This is a genomic window from Actinomyces sp. oral taxon 169 (genome assembly GCF_013394715.1).
GTDB lineage: Bacteria > Actinomycetota > Actinomycetes > Actinomycetales > Actinomycetaceae > Actinomyces.
The window spans coordinates 1,448,886-1,464,350 of sequence record NZ_CP058259.1 but is presented as its reverse complement, the minus strand read 5'-3'; the positions used below and the strand labels follow the sequence as shown (position 1 = coordinate 1,464,350).

At 68.0% G+C, this 15,465-nt stretch carries 13 protein-coding genes and 1 tRNA gene; 9 read left to right on the top strand and 5 right to left on the bottom strand.

Annotated elements, in window-relative coordinates:
- Window positions 1-88: 88 nt before the first annotated feature.
- Window positions 89-2,788 (bottom strand): aminopeptidase N, encoded by a 2,700-nt coding sequence (gene pepN / locus HW274_RS06320; RefSeq protein WP_185989503.1) that lies wholly within the window; start codon window positions 2,786-2,788, stop codon window positions 89-91.
- An 81-nt stretch (window positions 2,789-2,869) separates the two neighbouring features.
- Window positions 2,870-4,345, bottom strand: coding sequence for an NADP-dependent phosphogluconate dehydrogenase (gene gndA / locus HW274_RS06315; RefSeq protein ID WP_185989502.1), 1,476 nt, complete (start codon window positions 4,343-4,345; stop codon window positions 2,870-2,872).
- 417 nt (window positions 4,346-4,762) lie between these two features.
- Here gndA and zwf point away from each other — a divergent pair, with 417 nt between their 5' ends.
- From zwf to HW274_RS06275, 8 genes are all read left to right on the top strand, one after another.
- Window positions 4,763-6,346: a glucose-6-phosphate dehydrogenase gene (gene zwf, locus HW274_RS06310; protein ID WP_070511529.1), complete on the top strand. Its 1,584-nt coding sequence runs from the start codon at window positions 4,763-4,765 to the stop codon at window positions 6,344-6,346.
- On the top strand, window positions 6,343-7,314 hold the full coding sequence (locus tag HW274_RS06305) for a glucose-6-phosphate dehydrogenase assembly protein OpcA (RefSeq protein WP_075253827.1): 972 nt from the start codon (window positions 6,343-6,345) through the stop codon (window positions 7,312-7,314). Before zwf ends, HW274_RS06305 begins: the two co-directional genes overlap by 4 nt.
- Window positions 7,307-8,101: a 6-phosphogluconolactonase gene (gene pgl / locus HW274_RS06300; RefSeq protein WP_185989501.1), complete on the top strand. Its 795-nt coding sequence runs from the start codon at window positions 7,307-7,309 to the stop codon at window positions 8,099-8,101. The genes HW274_RS06305 and pgl overlap by 8 nt, the downstream gene beginning before the upstream one ends.
- A gap of 82 nt (window positions 8,102-8,183) precedes the next feature.
- Complete coding sequence (locus HW274_RS06295; protein WP_185989500.1) at window positions 8,184-9,245, top strand: HNH endonuclease family protein; 1,062 nt, start codon at window positions 8,184-8,186, stop codon at window positions 9,243-9,245.
- Between the two features lie 22 nt (window positions 9,246-9,267).
- Complete coding sequence (locus HW274_RS06290; protein ID WP_075253824.1) at window positions 9,268-9,705, top strand: RNA-binding S4 domain-containing protein; 438 nt, start codon at window positions 9,268-9,270, stop codon at window positions 9,703-9,705.
- A gap of 100 nt (window positions 9,706-9,805) precedes the next feature.
- A tRNA-Pro gene (locus tag HW274_RS06285) sits at window positions 9,806-9,882 on the top strand.
- A gap of 472 nt (window positions 9,883-10,354) precedes the next feature.
- A complete protein-coding gene (locus HW274_RS06280; protein WP_075253823.1) occupies window positions 10,355-11,308 on the top strand; it encodes a CAP domain-containing protein in 954 nt (317 codons plus the stop codon).
- A gap of 144 nt (window positions 11,309-11,452) precedes the next feature.
- Window positions 11,453-12,322 (top strand): HAD family hydrolase, encoded by an 870-nt coding sequence (locus tag HW274_RS06275; RefSeq protein ID WP_185989499.1) that lies wholly within the window; start codon window positions 11,453-11,455, stop codon window positions 12,320-12,322.
- 65 nt (window positions 12,323-12,387) lie between these two features.
- Here the strand turns inward: HW274_RS06275 and HW274_RS06270 are convergent, their stop codons facing one another.
- Both HW274_RS06270 and pgi read right to left on the bottom strand, forming a co-directional pair.
- The gene (locus HW274_RS06270) at window positions 12,388-12,687 is read right to left on the bottom strand and encodes a rhodanese-like domain-containing protein (RefSeq protein ID WP_185989498.1); all 300 of its coding nucleotides are present in this window, start codon (window positions 12,685-12,687) and stop codon (window positions 12,388-12,390) included.
- 60 nt (window positions 12,688-12,747) lie between these two features.
- Window positions 12,748-14,403 carry a glucose-6-phosphate isomerase gene (gene pgi, locus HW274_RS06265; protein ID WP_185989497.1) on the bottom strand — a complete coding sequence of 552 codons (1,656 nt, stop codon included), beginning with the start codon at window positions 14,401-14,403 and terminating at the stop codon, window positions 12,748-12,750.
- Between the two features lie 128 nt (window positions 14,404-14,531).
- On the opposite strand from pgi, the gene HW274_RS06260 reads away from it, so the two are divergent.
- A complete protein-coding gene (locus HW274_RS06260; RefSeq protein WP_009747536.1) occupies window positions 14,532-14,921 on the top strand; it encodes a hypothetical protein in 390 nt (129 codons plus the stop codon).
- A gap of 31 nt (window positions 14,922-14,952) precedes the next feature.
- Here HW274_RS06260 and HW274_RS12800 read toward each other — a convergent pair whose 3' ends face one another.
- Window positions 14,953-15,390 carry a helix-turn-helix domain-containing protein gene (locus tag HW274_RS12800; RefSeq protein ID WP_260679216.1) on the bottom strand — a complete coding sequence of 146 codons (438 nt, stop codon included), beginning with the start codon at window positions 15,388-15,390 and terminating at the stop codon, window positions 14,953-14,955.
- Window positions 15,391-15,465: the final 75 nt, after the last annotated feature.

Genomic DNA, 15,465 nt, shown 5'->3' with positions numbered 1-15,465 from the left:
ATTGAAGGTCTCAAACAGGTCACGGCCTCGCATTGATGATGCTCAGGCTAGGACAAAGGTCTCGCGGCACGGCGATGGCTCGAGCCCTTCAGAGAACCGCCGAGCCAGTGCGTCGAGCGGTCAGAGCGCGTCGCAGGTCGTCCAGGCTCTTGAGGACGAGCCGACGCAGGGCCGTCGGCGCATCGGGGTGCGTCGCGAGCCAGTCCTCGACCGCTTGGGCATCCGCCTCGTCCCCGCAGGCGGGGAAGAGCCCGACGACCAACCGGGTGGCGATCTCCTGGCCGCGCCCGGCCCACAGCCCTTGGATCTCCCGGAGGTAACGGGGGGTGAAGGACGCGGTCAGCTCGCAGTGGGCGTCGACGGCGAAGCCGGCCACCAGGGCGTCAATGTGGTCGTTGCTCAGCGTGGCGTCGCTGAGGAGCCTCTCGAAGACCTCGGCCTTGAGGTCCTGGTGGGGCATCGAGCTGGAGGCCTGCAGGTGATGGGTGATGCCGCTGGCCGTCGGGTCCGCCTTCCGCTGTGCCTCGAGCTCATTGGCACTGACAGCATCCAGCCGCGCCAATGCGGTCAGGGCCCGCCACCGCATGTCCGCGTCCAGCTCCAGTCCTGGCAGGGCTCCGTCCAGGATCTCTCGTGCACGAGCGGCCACCTGGGCACTGCCCGCCTCACCGAGCAGCCGCGCCTGCCCTGCTGCCTCCAGCCAGGCGCGGGCGCGTACGATCTGGGCGTCGGATCCCGGCGCGGCAGCACGGAGCCTGCCCCACCCGCCGGGCACGGTGGCCGGCTGCCCCTCCGTGGAGGGCCCGGTCGAGTCATCGGCCACGAGGCGCTCCAGGAGCACGCTCCGCGTATGCGGGTCGGCATACCTGCAGGCGACCCGCAGCGCCTGGTTCAGCAGGACAGTCAGGGTGCTCGGCTCGGTGTCATCGTCTGCGTGCGCCAGAACGGCCTGGACGAACAGTGCCACATCGATAACCGCGTCGCGGACCAGGTTGTGCAGCATCGACCAGGCCAAGGACCTCGCCATGGGGTCATGCAGGGAGCCGAGCGAGCCGGTCAGGCATGACAGCGAGGTTTCGTCGGGCCGCACGACGGCATAGGTGAGATCCTCGTCGTTGACGATGACGAGATCGGGAGCGGGCAGACCCACGGCCTCGACGACGTCGAGGCTCGCGGCCTCCAGGACCACCGGCAGACGGTGGGTGCGTACCAGCGCTCCGTCCCCGTCGAAGGAGTACAGGCCGACGACGAGCGTGTGCGGACGCAGCACGGTCCACCCGCTCACCGGGTCGCTCCCCTCCTGCTGCAGGGTCAGGGAGGCGATGCGTCCCTCATGAACGACCAGCTCGTCGGTGATGACCGAGGGGCCTGCGGTGTGGAGCCAGGCGCGAGCCCAGTTCTGCATGTCACGGCCTGAGACCTGGGACAGCACGTGCAGGAAGTCGTCCAGGGAGGCGTTGCCGTAGGCTCTGCGCTCGAAGAGGAGACCCGAGGCCTTGAAGAAGGCCTCCTGGCCGACGTGGGCGACGAGCTGCTTGAGGACGGCGGCCCCCTTGGCGTAGGTGATGCCGTCGAAGGCCTGCCGGGCGGCCTCGACGTCGTCGACCCGGGCGACGATGGGGTGGGTAGTGGCCGGCCGGGAGTCCTCCAGGTAGGCCCAGGCCTTGCGGGTGGAGGCGAAGCTCACCCAGGCCTCGGTGTAGCCGGCCGCCTCGGCCTCGGCCCAGGTGCCCTGGTGATCGGCGAAGGACTCCTTGAGCCAGGTGTCCTCCCACCAGGTGGGGGTCACGAGGTCGCCGAACCACATGTGACACATCTCGTGGAGGATCGTGTTGGCGCGTCCGGCCCTCTGGGAGCGGGTGACCGGCCCCCTGAAGAGGTAGAGCTCCTCGTTGAAGGTAACGCAGCCCGGGTTCTCCATGGCTCCGAGGTTGTACTCCGGGACGAGCACGCTGTCGTAGGAGTCCCAGGGGAAGCCGTAGGCGTAGGCCCGGTCATACAGGTCCAGGCCGGCCCGGGTCAGGTCGAGGAGCTCTGCGGCATCGAGGTGCTCGGCCAGGCTGGCGCGGCAGGACCACGACAGCGGGATCGTCAGGCCCCGCCGGCTCGGGGACGTCCATTGCCCGGTCACTCGGTGCCAGAGGCCGGCGGCCAGTGCGGTGAGGTAGCTGGGCAGGGGCCTGGAGGCGGCGAAGGACGTCGTCTCACAGCCGCGGCCCGTGCCGGTGGGGGCCTGGGGGCTCGATCCGCCAGCTTGCGGGCGGGTGTTGGACATGACCGTCCAGCCGCGGGGATGCGTGACCTCCAGCGAGAAGCGGGTCTTGATGTCCGGCTGCTCCATCACCGGCCAGGCCCGGCGCGCGTCGGAGGGCTCGAAGTGGGTGTAGAGATAGGTGGCGCCGTCGACAGGGTCGTGGAAGCGGTGCAGTCCCTGACCCGAGTTGGAGTAGAGGCCGCGCGCCGTGATCTCCACCGTGTGCTCGCCCGGGTCGAGGACGGGCAGCTCGATACGGGCGCCGTCCCAGGTCACCGGGGCCGGTTGCCCGTCGATGCTGAGGGAGTCGACCGCCTGCCCCACGAAGTCCACCCAGAGTCCTTCGGTGCGTTGCCTGATGTCCAGGCTCATCAGGCAACGCACGCTGAAGGCGGCCTCGTGGCGGTCGATGGCCCTGGTCACGTCCACGGCCACGTGGGTGGAGGGCACCTGGCACACGGAGGATCGCCAGGCGGCCTCCTCGTGACGCAGGTTCGTGGGGCTGTCGGAGCGGGCGGGCGCGGTGGTCGTCATGCGCCAAAATCTAGCGGCATGCGGTCGCGGCCGAGACCTCCACGAGCCTGGTACGAGGTGGGTACCAGGCCTTGTGAAACCTCAGTCCCACTTCTCCTCGGTGCGCTCGGGCGTGGCCCACAGGGTGTGGTAGACGCCCTCGACGTCGTCGGTGCGGTGGTAGGTGTGAGAGCCGAAGAAGTCTCGCTGCCCCTGGATGAGGGCGGCCGGCAGGCGCCGGGAGCGCAGCTGGTCGACATAGGCCAGGGAGGAGGCGAAGGCTGGGGCGGGGACGCCGGTGGTGGCGGAGGTGGCCACCACCTGGCGCCAGGCGGGCAGGACCGTCGCCAGGGAGGAGGCGAAGACCGGCGCCGTGAGCAGACTGGCCAGAGAGGGGTTCTCGGCGTAGGCGCGGGTGATGTCGTCCAGGAAACGGGCGCGGATGATGCAGCCGCCTCGCCAGATGCGAGCCATGGCACCCAGGTCGATGTTCCAGTCGAACTGCTTGGAGGCGGTGGCGATCTCATCGAAGCCCTGGGCGTAGGCGGCGATCTTGGAGCCGTAGAGGGCCTGCTTGACGGCATCGACGAAGCCGCGTCGCTCCTCGGGGTCGGTCAGGGCCGTCTGAGTGGTTCCTGCAGCGATGTCAGCGGCCTGAACCGCGGCCCGCGCCGCGCTGGAGGAGGAGACCGCGCGTGCAAAGGTGGCCTCGGCGATGGCGGGCACGGCCACTCCCAGCTCGAGGGCCGTCTGAGTGGTCCACACCCCGGTGCCCTTCTGGCCGGCCGCGTCGACGACGATATCGACGAAGGCCTCACCGGTGGCCGCATCGGTGTGCGACAGGACCTCGGTGGTGATGTCGATGAGGTAGGAGTCGAGCTCGGAGTCCTTCCAGGAGCGGAAGACCTCGGCGATCTCGGGGACCGTGAACCCGCCGACGTGGCGCAGCAGGTCGTAGGCCTCGGCGATGAGCTGCATATCGGCGTACTCGATGCCGTTGTGGACCATCTTGACGAAGTGGCCGGCGCCGTCGGGACCGACGTGGGTGCAGCACGGCGTGCCGTCGACGTGGGCCGAGATGGACTCCAGCATCGGCCCCAGGCGGTCGTAGGACTCGGCGGTGCCGCCGGGCATGATCGAGGGGCCGTTGAGCGCCCCCTCCTCACCGCCGGAGACCCCCATGCCCACGAAGTGCAGCCCGCGCTCACGCAGGGAGACCTCGCGGCGCCGGGTGTCGGTGTAGAGCGTGTTGCCGGCGTCGACGATGATGTCACCGGGCTCCATGAGGGAGGCCAGCTCCTCGATAACCGCCTCGGTGGCAGCTCCGGCCTGAACCATGATGATGGCCACACGCGGCGTGCGCAGCGAGGCCACGAAGTCCTTCAGGTCAGCTGCGGGCACGAAATCGCCCTCGGAGCCGTAGCGCTCGATGAGCCTCTCGGTACGGGCAAGCGTGCGGTTGAAGACGGCGACCGCGTGACCGTGACGAGCCAGGTTGCGGGCCAGGTTCGCCCCCATCACCCCCAGCCCGAAGACACCGAGGTCGGCTGTGGCCGGTGCGGGGATGAAGCTGCTCATGGAAGTCCTTTCCTGTGCCGCAGCCCCTCATGACGGCGCTGCGATTTCAAGCCTTGGTGGCGGAGGATACTGGTTGCGCTCTGCGATAACGGCAGCGGCGTGTCAGCATTACGGTTCACGACGCTGATGAGTACCCACTCGCACCTGTCAACCTCTGTGACCCTACCGCGTCCAGTCCTCGCGCACGAGGACCGTCTGTGGTTCAGACGTGTCGGCAACGACGTGTGACGGCTCACGACAGGCCTGTCCCTGCCAGGTGAGCCGCCTGAGGTGGCGCTACAGTGACAGGTGCGGCCAGCACGGTTCCTCCAAGCGGTGCAGCGGCCCTGGCCGGGCCTCCGCTCAGAGCGCCGCAGTGCTCCGACGACCCGTCGGTGCCATCTGGTCCGCCGTTCGTCGAATCTCAGAAAGGCTGACGTGTCCAGCTCCGACTCTGCGACTCCGTTCCCGTCGTCGAGACCCGCGCGGGCGGTCAACCCGCTTCTCGACGCCCGTGACCTTCGCCTTCCGCGTATCGCGGACCCCTGCGTCCTGGTGATGTTCGGCATTACCGGCGATCTGGCCCGTCACAAGCTCCTACCCGCGATCTATGACCTGGCCAACCGGGGCCTGCTCTCCCCCAGCTTCTCCCTGGTGGGGGTCGGCCGGCGCTCCTGGTCCGACGATGACCTGCGCGCCTACGTGGAGAAGTCGGCTCGGGAGGGCGCCCGTACCCCGTGGCGTCCCGCCATCTGGGAGCAGCTGGCAGCGGGGATGCGCTTCGTGGAGTTCGCCTCCTTCGAGGACGACGCCGCCTACGACCGGCTCACGGCCGTGGTGGATGACTTGGACGCCACTCGGGGCACGCGCGGCAACCGCGCCTTCTACCTGTCGATCCCTCCGGGGTGGTTCCCCGCCGTCACCGAGCGCATCGCCCGCTCCGGGCTCGTGGAGGAGTCGCCCGAGGCCTGGCGCCGCGTGGTCATTGAGAAGCCCTTCGGGCACGACCGCGCCAGCGCCCGAGAGCTCGATGACCTCGTGGGACGCATCGTGCGTCCCGACGACGTCTTCCGGGTCGACCACTACCTGGGCAAGGAGACGGTGCAGAACATCCTGGCGCTGCGGTTCGCCAACACGATGTTCGAGCCGCTGTGGAACCAGCGCTACGTCGACCACGTCCAGATCACGATGGCCGAGGACATCGGTATCGGAACCCGGGCCGGCTACTACGACACCATCGGCTCGGCGCGCGACGTCATCCAGAACCACCTGCTCCAGCTCCTGGCGCTGACCGCGATGGAGGAGCCCACCAGCATGGAGGCGGCCGCGGTGCGCCTGGAGAAGGAGAAGGTCCTCAACTGCGTGCGTCTGGAGCGCGATGGGGTGTTGGACCTGGACCTCACCACTGCCAGGGGCCGTTACGACGCCGGCTTCCAGGGAGGGCTGCCGGTGCGGGGCTATCTGGAGGAGGACGGCGTCGCCGCCGACTCCCGCACGGAGACCTTCGCCGCCCTGCGCCTGGAGATCGCCAACCGTCGCTGGGCCGGCGTGCCGTTCTACCTGCGCGCCGGTAAGCGCCTGACCCGCCGGGTCACCGAGGTCGCCGTCGTCTTCAAGCAGCCGCCGTTCCTGCCCTTTGAGTCGGCGGCCACCACGGCCGTGGGTGCCAACACCATCGTGCTGCGCATCCAGCCCGATGAGGGCATCACGCTGCGGCTGGCCTCCAAGGTGCCCGGAACCCAGATGGAGCTGCGCGACGTCTCCATGGACTTCGGCTACGGAGCCACCTTCAACGAGGAGTCCCCGGAGGCCTATGAGCGACTCATCCTCGATGCGCTCCTGGGTGACGCCCCCCTCTTCCCCCACCAGCGCGAGGTCGACCTGTCCTGGCGCATCCTCGATCCCGTCATCGAGCACTGGAGCGCCGGTGGGAGTCCCGAGGGCTATCGCCCCGGCTCCTGGGGGCCGGCCAGTGCCCACGAACTCCTTGCCCGCGACGGCCGCACCTGGAGGCGCTCATGATTACCACACTGACCGCGACGACCACCTCCCGGATCGTCTCCCGGCTGGTGGAGCACGAGGGGACCTCCGGCTCCTCCCGGGTGCTGACTCTCGTGATCTCCACCGACGAGAAGGGCCTGGAGGACGCGCTGTGCGCCGCGCACGGTGCCAGCCGGGATCACCCCAGCCGCATCATCGCCGTCGTCAAACCGCCGGAGGAGGACACTGCCGGTCGCGTGACTCCGCGCAGCCGTGACGGACACGTCCCGGCCCAGGCCGGCGGGCACCTGGACGCTGAGATCCGTGTCGGTCACGACGCCGGTGCCGGCGAGACACTGGTCCTGCGGCCCTGGGACGAGGCGGCTCTGCACACCGACACGCTGGTGGTGCCATTCCTCCTGCCCGACGCCCCTGTGGTCGTGTGGTGGCCGACGACCGTCCCCGAGATCCCCTCGCAGGATCCCTTGGGACGCCTGGGCTCCACACGCATCACCAACACCCCCGCGCAGGACTTCCCCGCCAGGGCGCTGCGGGCACTGGCGCCGGTGAGCGTTCGCGGCGACATCGACCTGGCCTGGACCCGCATCACCCTGTGGCGCGCCATGGTGGCCTCCACCCTGGACCCGCTGCTGCGCTCGGGCAGCCTGCGAGAGGTCGTGGTCGCCGGCGAGCCGAGGAACTCCTCTCTCTCCCTCATGATCGCGTGGTTGCGGCTGCGACTGGACGTACCGGTCACGAGAGTCGATGAGGAGGACTTCAAGGGCATCTCCTCCATCACCGCCAGAACCGACGACGGCGAGGTCATCATCGCCCGCCATGACCTGGAGCGGGTCACGATCACGCGCCCCGGCTCCCCCGAGCCCCAGGTGGTCACGATGGCGCGGCGCGAGCCGGTCAGCACCCTCAACGAGGAGCTGCGTCGGCTCACCCCCGACCTCGTCTACCAGGAGGTCCTGGCCACGCTGCTCGAGGAGCCCGTCAATGACTGACACCGGTACCCCCCGCACCCAGGCCATCGCCGAGATCCAGGAGGCGGCTTCGGCCGCGGCCACGCCAGAGGTCATCGTGCTTCCCACACTGGGCGACGCCGCGCGCAGGGCCTGCCAGGACACCGTGCGGATCCTGGCCGCGGCGGTGACGGAGCGGGGAGTCGCCCACCTGGCGCTGACAGGCGGTTCCGGGGGGATGGCGCTGTCTGAGGCCCTCGCGCCGCTCATCGCCGCCCAGCCCGAAGCGGTGCGTCGCGCCATCCACCTGTGGTTCGGTGACGAGCGCTTCGTGCCCGCCGGGGACCCGGAACGCAACGATCTGCTGGCCACGCCCCTCATCGCCGCAGGCATCAGGGAGTCTCAGACCCACCGGCTGGCCGCTCCGAACGAGGTCAGCGGCCTGGATGAGGCGACCGCCCGCATGGCCCACGAGCTTAAGTCGGCGGGTGTGACCCCCGGCGGCTTCGACGTCGTCCACGTGGGGCTGGGACCTGACGCGCACGTCTGCTCCCTCTTCCCCGGGCACCCGGCCGCGCTCACGGTGGGGGCTCCCGCCGTGGCCGTGCGCAACTCGCCCAAACCGCCTCCTGAGCGCTACTCCTTGACCTTCGAGGCCTTGCAGCATGCCGGCCGGGTCATGGTGGTTGCCGGCGGTGAGGGCAAGGCCGAGGCGGTCCGCCTCGGGCTGGGCACTCCCGATGCGCTCAAGGCACCGGCCTCGTGCTGCCGGGGAGAGCAGACCACCTGGTACCTGGACGAGCAGGCCAACGCCCTGATGGCTGATTGAGTCCTGTTCGGTTGCCCTGCAGGCGTGCTGCGGGCCGACGAGCCCGAGAGTTCGTGTCGTCGGGTGGGGCTACCGTAGCCCCATGAACGCTTCTGGCCGGCTCCTGGCGCGCCTGACGGTGCTCGGTGCGCTCAGTGCATCGGGGATGACACCAGCTCTTCCCGTCCATGCCGATGATGCCTCGCCGGAGCCCTCCCAGAGGTCAGCGACCACCGAGCTCGCGGCCCTCCATGAGGCGCCCTGGGACCGGAGAGGAGACTTCATCCTGTCCCTGAAGGCCTCTCTTGAGGTGCTTTCGGATCTGCCCGAGGACGCTCCGGCCGCCCACTCCTGGGCCGAGGGAGGTTCCCGCACCGGCTGGTTCGGTGAGGCGTGGACCGACGTCGACGGTGACGGTTGTGACACTCGTAACGAGATCCTTGCCCGGGACCTGACGGATGCCGACTTCTCGCGTGCTGACGGCGTTCAGTCCCGGGAGGAGGGACGTGGCCGGGGTGCGGGCGTGTGCCCGGACGCCACCGTCTGGGCGGGCGTCCTTCAGGATCCCTACACCGGCAGAAGGGTCACCTTCACACGTGGTCAGGAGACCTCGGCAGCTGTCCAGATCGACCACGTGGTACCGCTGAACTACCTCTACGCCCACGGAGCCTGGCAGTGGGATGAGCGCACCCGACTACTGGTGGCCAACGACCCGCTGAATCTCATCGCCGTTGAAGGCGAGGCCAACCAGGCCAAGGGCGCCTGCGGGCCGGCGAGCTGTCCCGTTGGTTCCACCGAGACCGGCAGCTGGCGGCCCACCGGCCCGGGCGGCTGGTGGCCGGCCAACAACTCCTACCGCTGCACCTACGCACGTCGCTTCGTCTCAGTGGCCGCCTCCTACCGGCTCGGCCTGCCCCAGGCCGACAAGGCGGCGCTGAGCACCACCTTGAACAGCTGTCTCGCCGGTGGGGACGGGACCGCATCCCTCCCGGAACGAGCCGCTCGTAGCGCGAAAGAGGTCGGCTCCGCGGTGTGGCACAGTCCCCGATACGCCGCACTGGCAGCGCTCGGAGCCCTGGTACTGGGCTGGGGGCTCATTCTTCGGGGCCGACGCCGAGGGCGCGCAGCCTCACGGCGTCAGCGCCTTCCCATGTCCCGCCACTGAGCCTCCTGCTTAGGATGCCGCCATGGCAGCTCACACCCGTTCCGCCTCCGGAGGTAACAGCGCTCCAAGTGCACCGACGTCGGCTCGTATCGACGTCTGGCTGTGGAGCGTGCGGCAGATCAAGTCCCGTTCGGCGGCGACGAGCGCTTGCAAGGCGGGGCATGTGCGCATCAATGGAGAGACCGCCAAGCCCGCCCAGCACGTCTCGGTGGGGGACGAGGTCCGCTACCGCGTCGATGGCTTCGACCGGCTGCTGACCGTCACCCGGATCCTCACCAAGCGGGTGGGTGCCCCCATCGCCCGCACCGCGTACATCGACTCCTCTCCTCCTCGCCCGTCGCCCCTGGATGCGCCGGCCGCCGTCATCCGAGATCGCGGGGCAGGACGGCCCACGAAGAAGGAGCGCCGTCAGCTCGACGCCCTCATGGGAGGCGGACGCCATCAGGATGACCGCGCCTGACACCCCGGGGTGAGCGGCCTCACCGCCAGCAGATTTCGGAAGGAGCCGCCCCATGGGTTAAGGTTCTGCTCGTTGCAAGCGGCCCGAAGCCGCGAGTCAACGGGCTGTGGCGCAGTTTGGTAGCGCACTTGACTGGGGGTCAAGGGGTCGTGGGTTCAAATCCCGCCAGCCCGACCAGAACAAAGGTCCGCACTCTTCAAAGGAGTGCGGACCTTTTTGTTGACAACACTTCGTCGACAGCCTTTCACATTCTTCCGATGCAAGCCTTATCAACACAGGTCACATTTGCATCCCACATAACAACCATTAGGCTAATTTAAGTCGATGGGTCCGATAGCAATTTACCGATCTTTAATCACGATCCAATCAACGTTGCAATGACGGCGATCGCTCAGCCCATCCGCCACCTGTGCCCAGTTTTCATTGGTATCTCAAGACGAAAGAACTACCCCTTGCAGTCGGTCACATGATTCAGCCGCGCGACGAATTCGGTCAGAAAAGTCACAACCGAATAACATGCATGGCTGACGCGACTGTGGTTGAGTGAACACCGACATCAAGGGTGTCTCACAGCATCCTGCGCATCGGCTCATCGTCGGTTGTGCAAATCAGACTGTGTTCTCATATTCCCGATCAGAGAGAACGACACATGAACATCAAGCGCGTCATCGCCGCAGCTGCGCTCACCGTCGTGCCGCTGACCGCCTCCTCGGCCGCACTGGCCGCTCCGGCCGCCCCTCAGGGCGCACCGGCAGCCGCCGCCGCGGTTCCCGCCCAGGTGACCTCGGAGGGGGCCCAGTACGCCGACACCGTCCTGAACAAGGTCAACGAGCTGCGCAGCGGCCTGGGCCTTCAGCCCGTGACCCGGTACCAGGAGCTCGACGCTGTCGCACAGGACTGGTCCGAGCAGCAGGCCGCCGCCAACAACATGAGCCACCGCCCCGATTTCACGTCGGTCTACCCCAAGGGCTGGACCACCGGCTCTGAGAACGTGGCCTGGCGTACCGCGGGTGGCGACACCGGCGCGCTGATCTTCGACCAGTGGCTCAACTCCCCCGGCCACTACAAGAACATGACCGACCCGAACGTCAACTCCATCGGCATCGGATTCGCCCAGACCTCGGACGGCAGGTGGTACGCCACCCAGAACTTCGCCGCCTACAACGTCAGCAACTCGACGCTGACCCCGTCGACCACAACGACCACCAACACGACGACGACGAAGAGCAACACCCCGCCGTCGACGACCGACACCCCGCCGACGGACACCACCGTCCCCAGCCCGACGCCGACCCCGGAGACCACTCCGTCGACGCCGTCCACCGAGACGACTGCGCCGGCTCCGACTGCTCCCCCGACCTCGGAGACCACCACCCCTGCGTCCACGCCGTCCGCTCCGGCCACCACGGTGACCACCCAGACCGTCACGACCACCGGTACCCCGGCCAAGCCGTCCGCGACTCCTGTCGTTGCGGCTCCTCGCACCACCCCGACGAAGCCCGCCCTGGCCACCACTGGTCCGAGCATCGCCGTCGCCGTCGCCGCCGCCGGCCTGCTGGGCACCGGCGCCGTCCTCGTCATGCGTCGCCGCCAGGCCAGCTGACTGAGCTGAAGGCTCTCAGAGCGCGAGCCGTTCCTCTGACGGGCGCCTGTTGGTCCACTGATCGGTGTGGGCCGGCAGGCGCCCGTCTTTTACGCTCCCCACGCCGTGCTGACATGGACTCGTCATCCTTGAGAGGATGAGGCCGTGAAGCACCTTCCCCTGGAGCCCGAGCTCCTCGCGGCGTTGCCCGCGCAGATCGATCTCCGTCTTGTTGTCACCGACATGGATGGAACTCTCCTTGATGGTCATGGGCGTGTTCCCGCCGGGCTGCTGGAGGCAGTCGAAGACATGCGAGCCGCCGGCATCGTCTTCGCCCCTGCCTCGGGCAGGCAGCTGGCGAACCTGCGTGCGGTCCTGGGCGCCGCCGTCGAGGACTCACCACTGATCGCTGAGAACGGTTCCTTCGTCGTCCACGGCGGTGAGGAGATCCATTCCGACACCATCAGTGCCCAGGATGCCGTGGCCGCCATCACCACGACCCGCCACCTGGCCGACTCCGGGTACGACGTCGGCGCGGTCGTGGCCTGCAAGCACTGCGCCTACATCGAGCGCTCCGATGCGGCCTTCCTGCAACAGGCCGGGTTGTACTACGAGGCGCTGGAGATCGTCGAGGATCTGACCGCCATTGCCCTGGATGAGGCGCTCAAGGTCGCGGTCTTCGACTTCGACGACGTCGAGAATGGGAGCTCCCAGGCGCTGACCGCGGCGGTTCCCCACGTGCAGACCGTCGTCTCCGGGTTGCACTGGACGGACATGATGTCGGCGCAGGTATCCAAGGGGCGGGCCCTGTCGGCGCTTCAGGCCAGGCTCGGGGTCCTCCCGGAGCAGACTGCTGTCTTCGGGGACTACCTCAACGACCTGGATCTCTATGACCACGCGGACCTGGGTTTCGCCATGCGCAATGCCCACCCCGGCATTCATGCCGCGGCGACGTACACGGCGCCCGCCAATACCGAGGATGGTGTCCTGCGTACAGTCGACGAGCTGCTCAGGCGCTGTCGGAGCCGAGGCTGAAACACGCGGGACGGCCCCGAACCGGTCAGTCCGAGGCCGTCCCGATAGGTTGGTTGCCCGCCGGGTTACTGACCCAGCCACGCCTTCATGCCGCCGCTGACGTTGAGCAGCTCGCCGGTGTAGCCGGCAGCGGTCAGGGCCCTGACCGCCTTGGCGGAGCGCACTCCGCCAGCGCAGATGACTGCAGTGGGGCGGGACGCATCGAGCTCTCCCATCCGGTCGGCCACCTCACCCAGCGGGATGTTGACTGAGCCGGGGATCGCCGTACGCGCCACCTCGTCGGGCTCGCGCACGTCGAGGACAACCAGATCCTCCCCCGTCTCAAGCCGACGCCGCAGCTCATCGACGTTGACTTCCTTCATCATGTCCTCCTCAACGGGATATCAGTCGCCGACACGACTGAGCATTCGGCTGGTCTGGTCGGGTTAGCGGCGCAGGCTGCGGTAGCGGGCGATGAGGCCCCGGGTGGAGGCGTCCTGCCCTACGAGGGCCTCCTCGTCCCCCTGGACGGCGGGGGCGATCTCGAGGGCCAGCTTCTTGCCCAGCTCCACTCCCCACTGGTCGAAGGAGTCGATGCCCCACACGATGCCCTGGGTGAAGGTGATGTGCTCGTAGAGGGCGATGAGCTCTCCGACGACCGCTGGCGTCAGCGCCGGGGCGAGGATCGAGGTGGTCGGCCTGTTGCCGGCAAAGACGCGGGCCGGGACGATCTCCTCGGCGGTGCCCTCGGCACGCACCTCGTCGGCGGTCTTGCCGAAGGCGAGCGCCGCGGTCTGGGCCAGGTAGTTGGACAGGAACAGCTCGTGGACGTCCACTCCCCCGTCCTTGGTGGGGTGAGCGGGGTTGGCCACGGCGATGAAGTCCGCGGGGATGAGCTGGGTGCCCTGGTGAATGAGCTGGTAGAAGGCGTGCTGGCCGTTGGTGCCCGGCTCGCCCCAGAAGACCTCGCCGGTCTCGGTGGTCACGGGGCTGCCGTCCCAGCGCACGGACTTGCCGTTGGACTCCATGGTGAGCTGCTGGAGGTAGGCGGGGAAGCGGTGCAGATACTGGGCGTAGGGCAGGATGGCGTGGGAGCCGGCCTTGAAGAAGTTGACGTACCAGACGTTGAGCAGGCCCATGAGCATGGGGACGTTCTCGGCCGGAGCCTTGGTGGCGAAGTGCTCGTCCACGGTGTGGAAGCCGGAGAGGAAGTCGGCGAAGTTCTCCGGGCCGATGGCCACGGCCAGGACCGTACCGACAGCGGAGTCCACCGAGTAGCGTCCACCCACCCAGTTCCAGAAGCCGAAGGCATTGGCCGGGTCGATGCCGAACTCGGCGACCTTATCCAGGGCGGTGGACACGGCCACGAAGTGCTTGGCGATGGCGCCGTCGGTCTCAATGCCCTTGGCCTGGAGGGCGGCCAGGAACCAGTCGCGGGCCATGCGGGCGTTGGTGAGGGTCTCCAGGGTGGTGAAGGTCTTGGAGGCGATGATGAACAGGGTCGTCTCCGGGTCGAGGTCCGCGACCTTCTCGGCGCAGTCGGTGGGATCGATGTTGGAGATGAAGCGGCACTGAAGGCCCTTCTGCACGTAGGGCTTGAGAGCCTCGTAGACCATGACGGGACCGAGGTCGGAGCCGCCGATGCCGATATTGACCACCGTCTTGATGGGCTTGCCGGTGATACCGGTCCACTCCCCCGAGCGGACGCGGCGGGCGAAGGCGTAGATCTTCTCCAGGACCTCGTGGACGTCGTCAACGACGTCCTGGCCGTCCACGCTCAGGGAGTCGGTGGCCGGGCGACGCAGGGCCGTGTGGAGGACGGCACGGTCCTCGGTGATGTTGATGTGCTCGCCGGCGTACATGGCGTCACGGCGGCCCGGGACGTCGACCTGCTCGGCGAGCTCGGCCAGGGCGTCGCGGACGTCGTCGGTCAGCAGGTTCTTGGACAGGTCGACGTAGAGGTCCCCCAACTCGTAGGAGAAGCGCTCGGTGCGCTCGGGATCGTCGGCGAACCAGGCGCGCAGGTCCGGGGTCATGGTGTCGTGGAGCTCGGTGAGGCGCTTCCAGGCGGGCGTGGTGGTGGGGTCAACCGGATTCAGCATGGCTACAGTCTATGGGTGTTGCGGCCACGCGCCACTGTCCGGTGCCAAACGTTCTCACGCTCGCGGCGTCCTGCTGGTTCTTGACGCGCCGGCGCGGGATCCTCAAGGCTGCCCCGTACGATGAGGCGATGGAACCTTCTTCAGCCGGCCTCCAGAGAACAGGCGGGTGGCTGCACCTGGCACTCACCTGCGTCGGGACGGTTGTCGTGGTTGCGTCACTGGCAGTGGGCATCATCGCAACAACCGGCTGGCAGAACACCTACAAGCTACCCGCGTGTGTCCCAGCCTCGGACTGCCTCGGTCAGACCCGCGAGGCTGTGGCCGAAAACCCGGCCATCCTGTTGCTGGGAGTCATGACCCTCCTACTGGCTGCGGCCGACGTATGGGCACTCGTCCAGATGCGGCGGCACCGCACGACGTTCTGGGTGCAATTCTCCGGCGCATTGCTGGCACTGACGACGATACTGTCTCTCAACACCCTGACGGCATGGTGGAGCTTCCGTTCCCTGGTCTATTGATCGGGCGGCACTTGCCCGAGGTTTGAACCCGTTACCGGTCACTGAGAGCCTGACGATCGCTGATGGTCTGCTGTCGGTACTGGCTCGGTGAGAGCCCCAGAACGCGTCGGAAGTCGGCGGTCAGGTGGGCGTGGTCCGCGTAGTCGAGTTCGGCGGCCACCTGCGCAACGGTGACGGACGAATCCTCCCGAAGCCGCTGTGCTGCCTCTTGGAGCCGGTAGCGTCGGATCACTGCGAGTGGGGGCAGGCCGATGTACTTCTCACAGAGGCGTTGGAGACTGCGGACAGAAAGATCGAGGCGTCGCGCCAGCTGATCGACGCGCAGGACGCTTCTGTCGGAGGCGACGACGTCCTCCATCTTGTTGGCGATGAGCGCAATCGCTTGTGGCGGCCCGGCATGTTGCGCCACCCAGTCTGCCAGCGCACTGGCGGCACGTTGTCCACCCCTCATCGTGTTGGTATCCGCCATGGCGTCAGCAACCGCAGCGCCCAGGTCAGGGTCCTCGAGCGGCCGATGGGAGTTCCGGATCAGGGACGGGGAGCA

What these genes read in the sequence shown, in the direction of transcription:
- HW274_RS12800 (WP_260679216.1), bottom strand. Translation starts at nt 15,390, where the DNA reads ATGGCGGATACCAACACGATGAGGGGTGGACAACGTGCCGCCAGTGCG.
- HW274_RS06270 (WP_185989498.1), bottom strand. Translation starts at nt 12,687, where the DNA reads ATGATGAAGGAAGTCAACGTCGATGAGCTGCGGCGTCGGCTTGAGACG.
- HW274_RS06295 (WP_185989500.1), top strand. Translation starts at nt 8,184, where the DNA reads ATGAACGCTTCTGGCCGGCTCCTGGCGCGCCTGACGGTGCTCGGTGCG.
- HW274_RS06260 (WP_009747536.1), top strand. Translation starts at nt 14,532, where the DNA reads ATGGAACCTTCTTCAGCCGGCCTCCAGAGAACAGGCGGGTGGCTGCAC.
- pgl (WP_185989501.1), top strand. Translation starts at nt 7,307, where the DNA reads ATGACTGACACCGGTACCCCCCGCACCCAGGCCATCGCCGAGATCCAG.
- HW274_RS06290 (WP_075253824.1), top strand. Translation starts at nt 9,268, where the DNA reads ATGGCAGCTCACACCCGTTCCGCCTCCGGAGGTAACAGCGCTCCAAGT.
- pepN (WP_185989503.1), bottom strand. Translation starts at nt 2,788, where the DNA reads ATGACGACCACCGCGCCCGCCCGCTCCGACAGCCCCACGAACCTGCGT.
- HW274_RS06305 (WP_075253827.1), top strand. Translation starts at nt 6,343, where the DNA reads ATGATTACCACACTGACCGCGACGACCACCTCCCGGATCGTCTCCCGG.
- gndA (WP_185989502.1), bottom strand. Translation starts at nt 4,345, where the DNA reads ATGAGCAGCTTCATCCCCGCACCGGCCACAGCCGACCTCGGTGTCTTC.
- pgi (WP_185989497.1), bottom strand. Translation starts at nt 14,403, where the DNA reads ATGCTGAATCCGGTTGACCCCACCACCACGCCCGCCTGGAAGCGCCTC.
- HW274_RS06280 (WP_075253823.1), top strand. Translation starts at nt 10,355, where the DNA reads ATGAACATCAAGCGCGTCATCGCCGCAGCTGCGCTCACCGTCGTGCCG.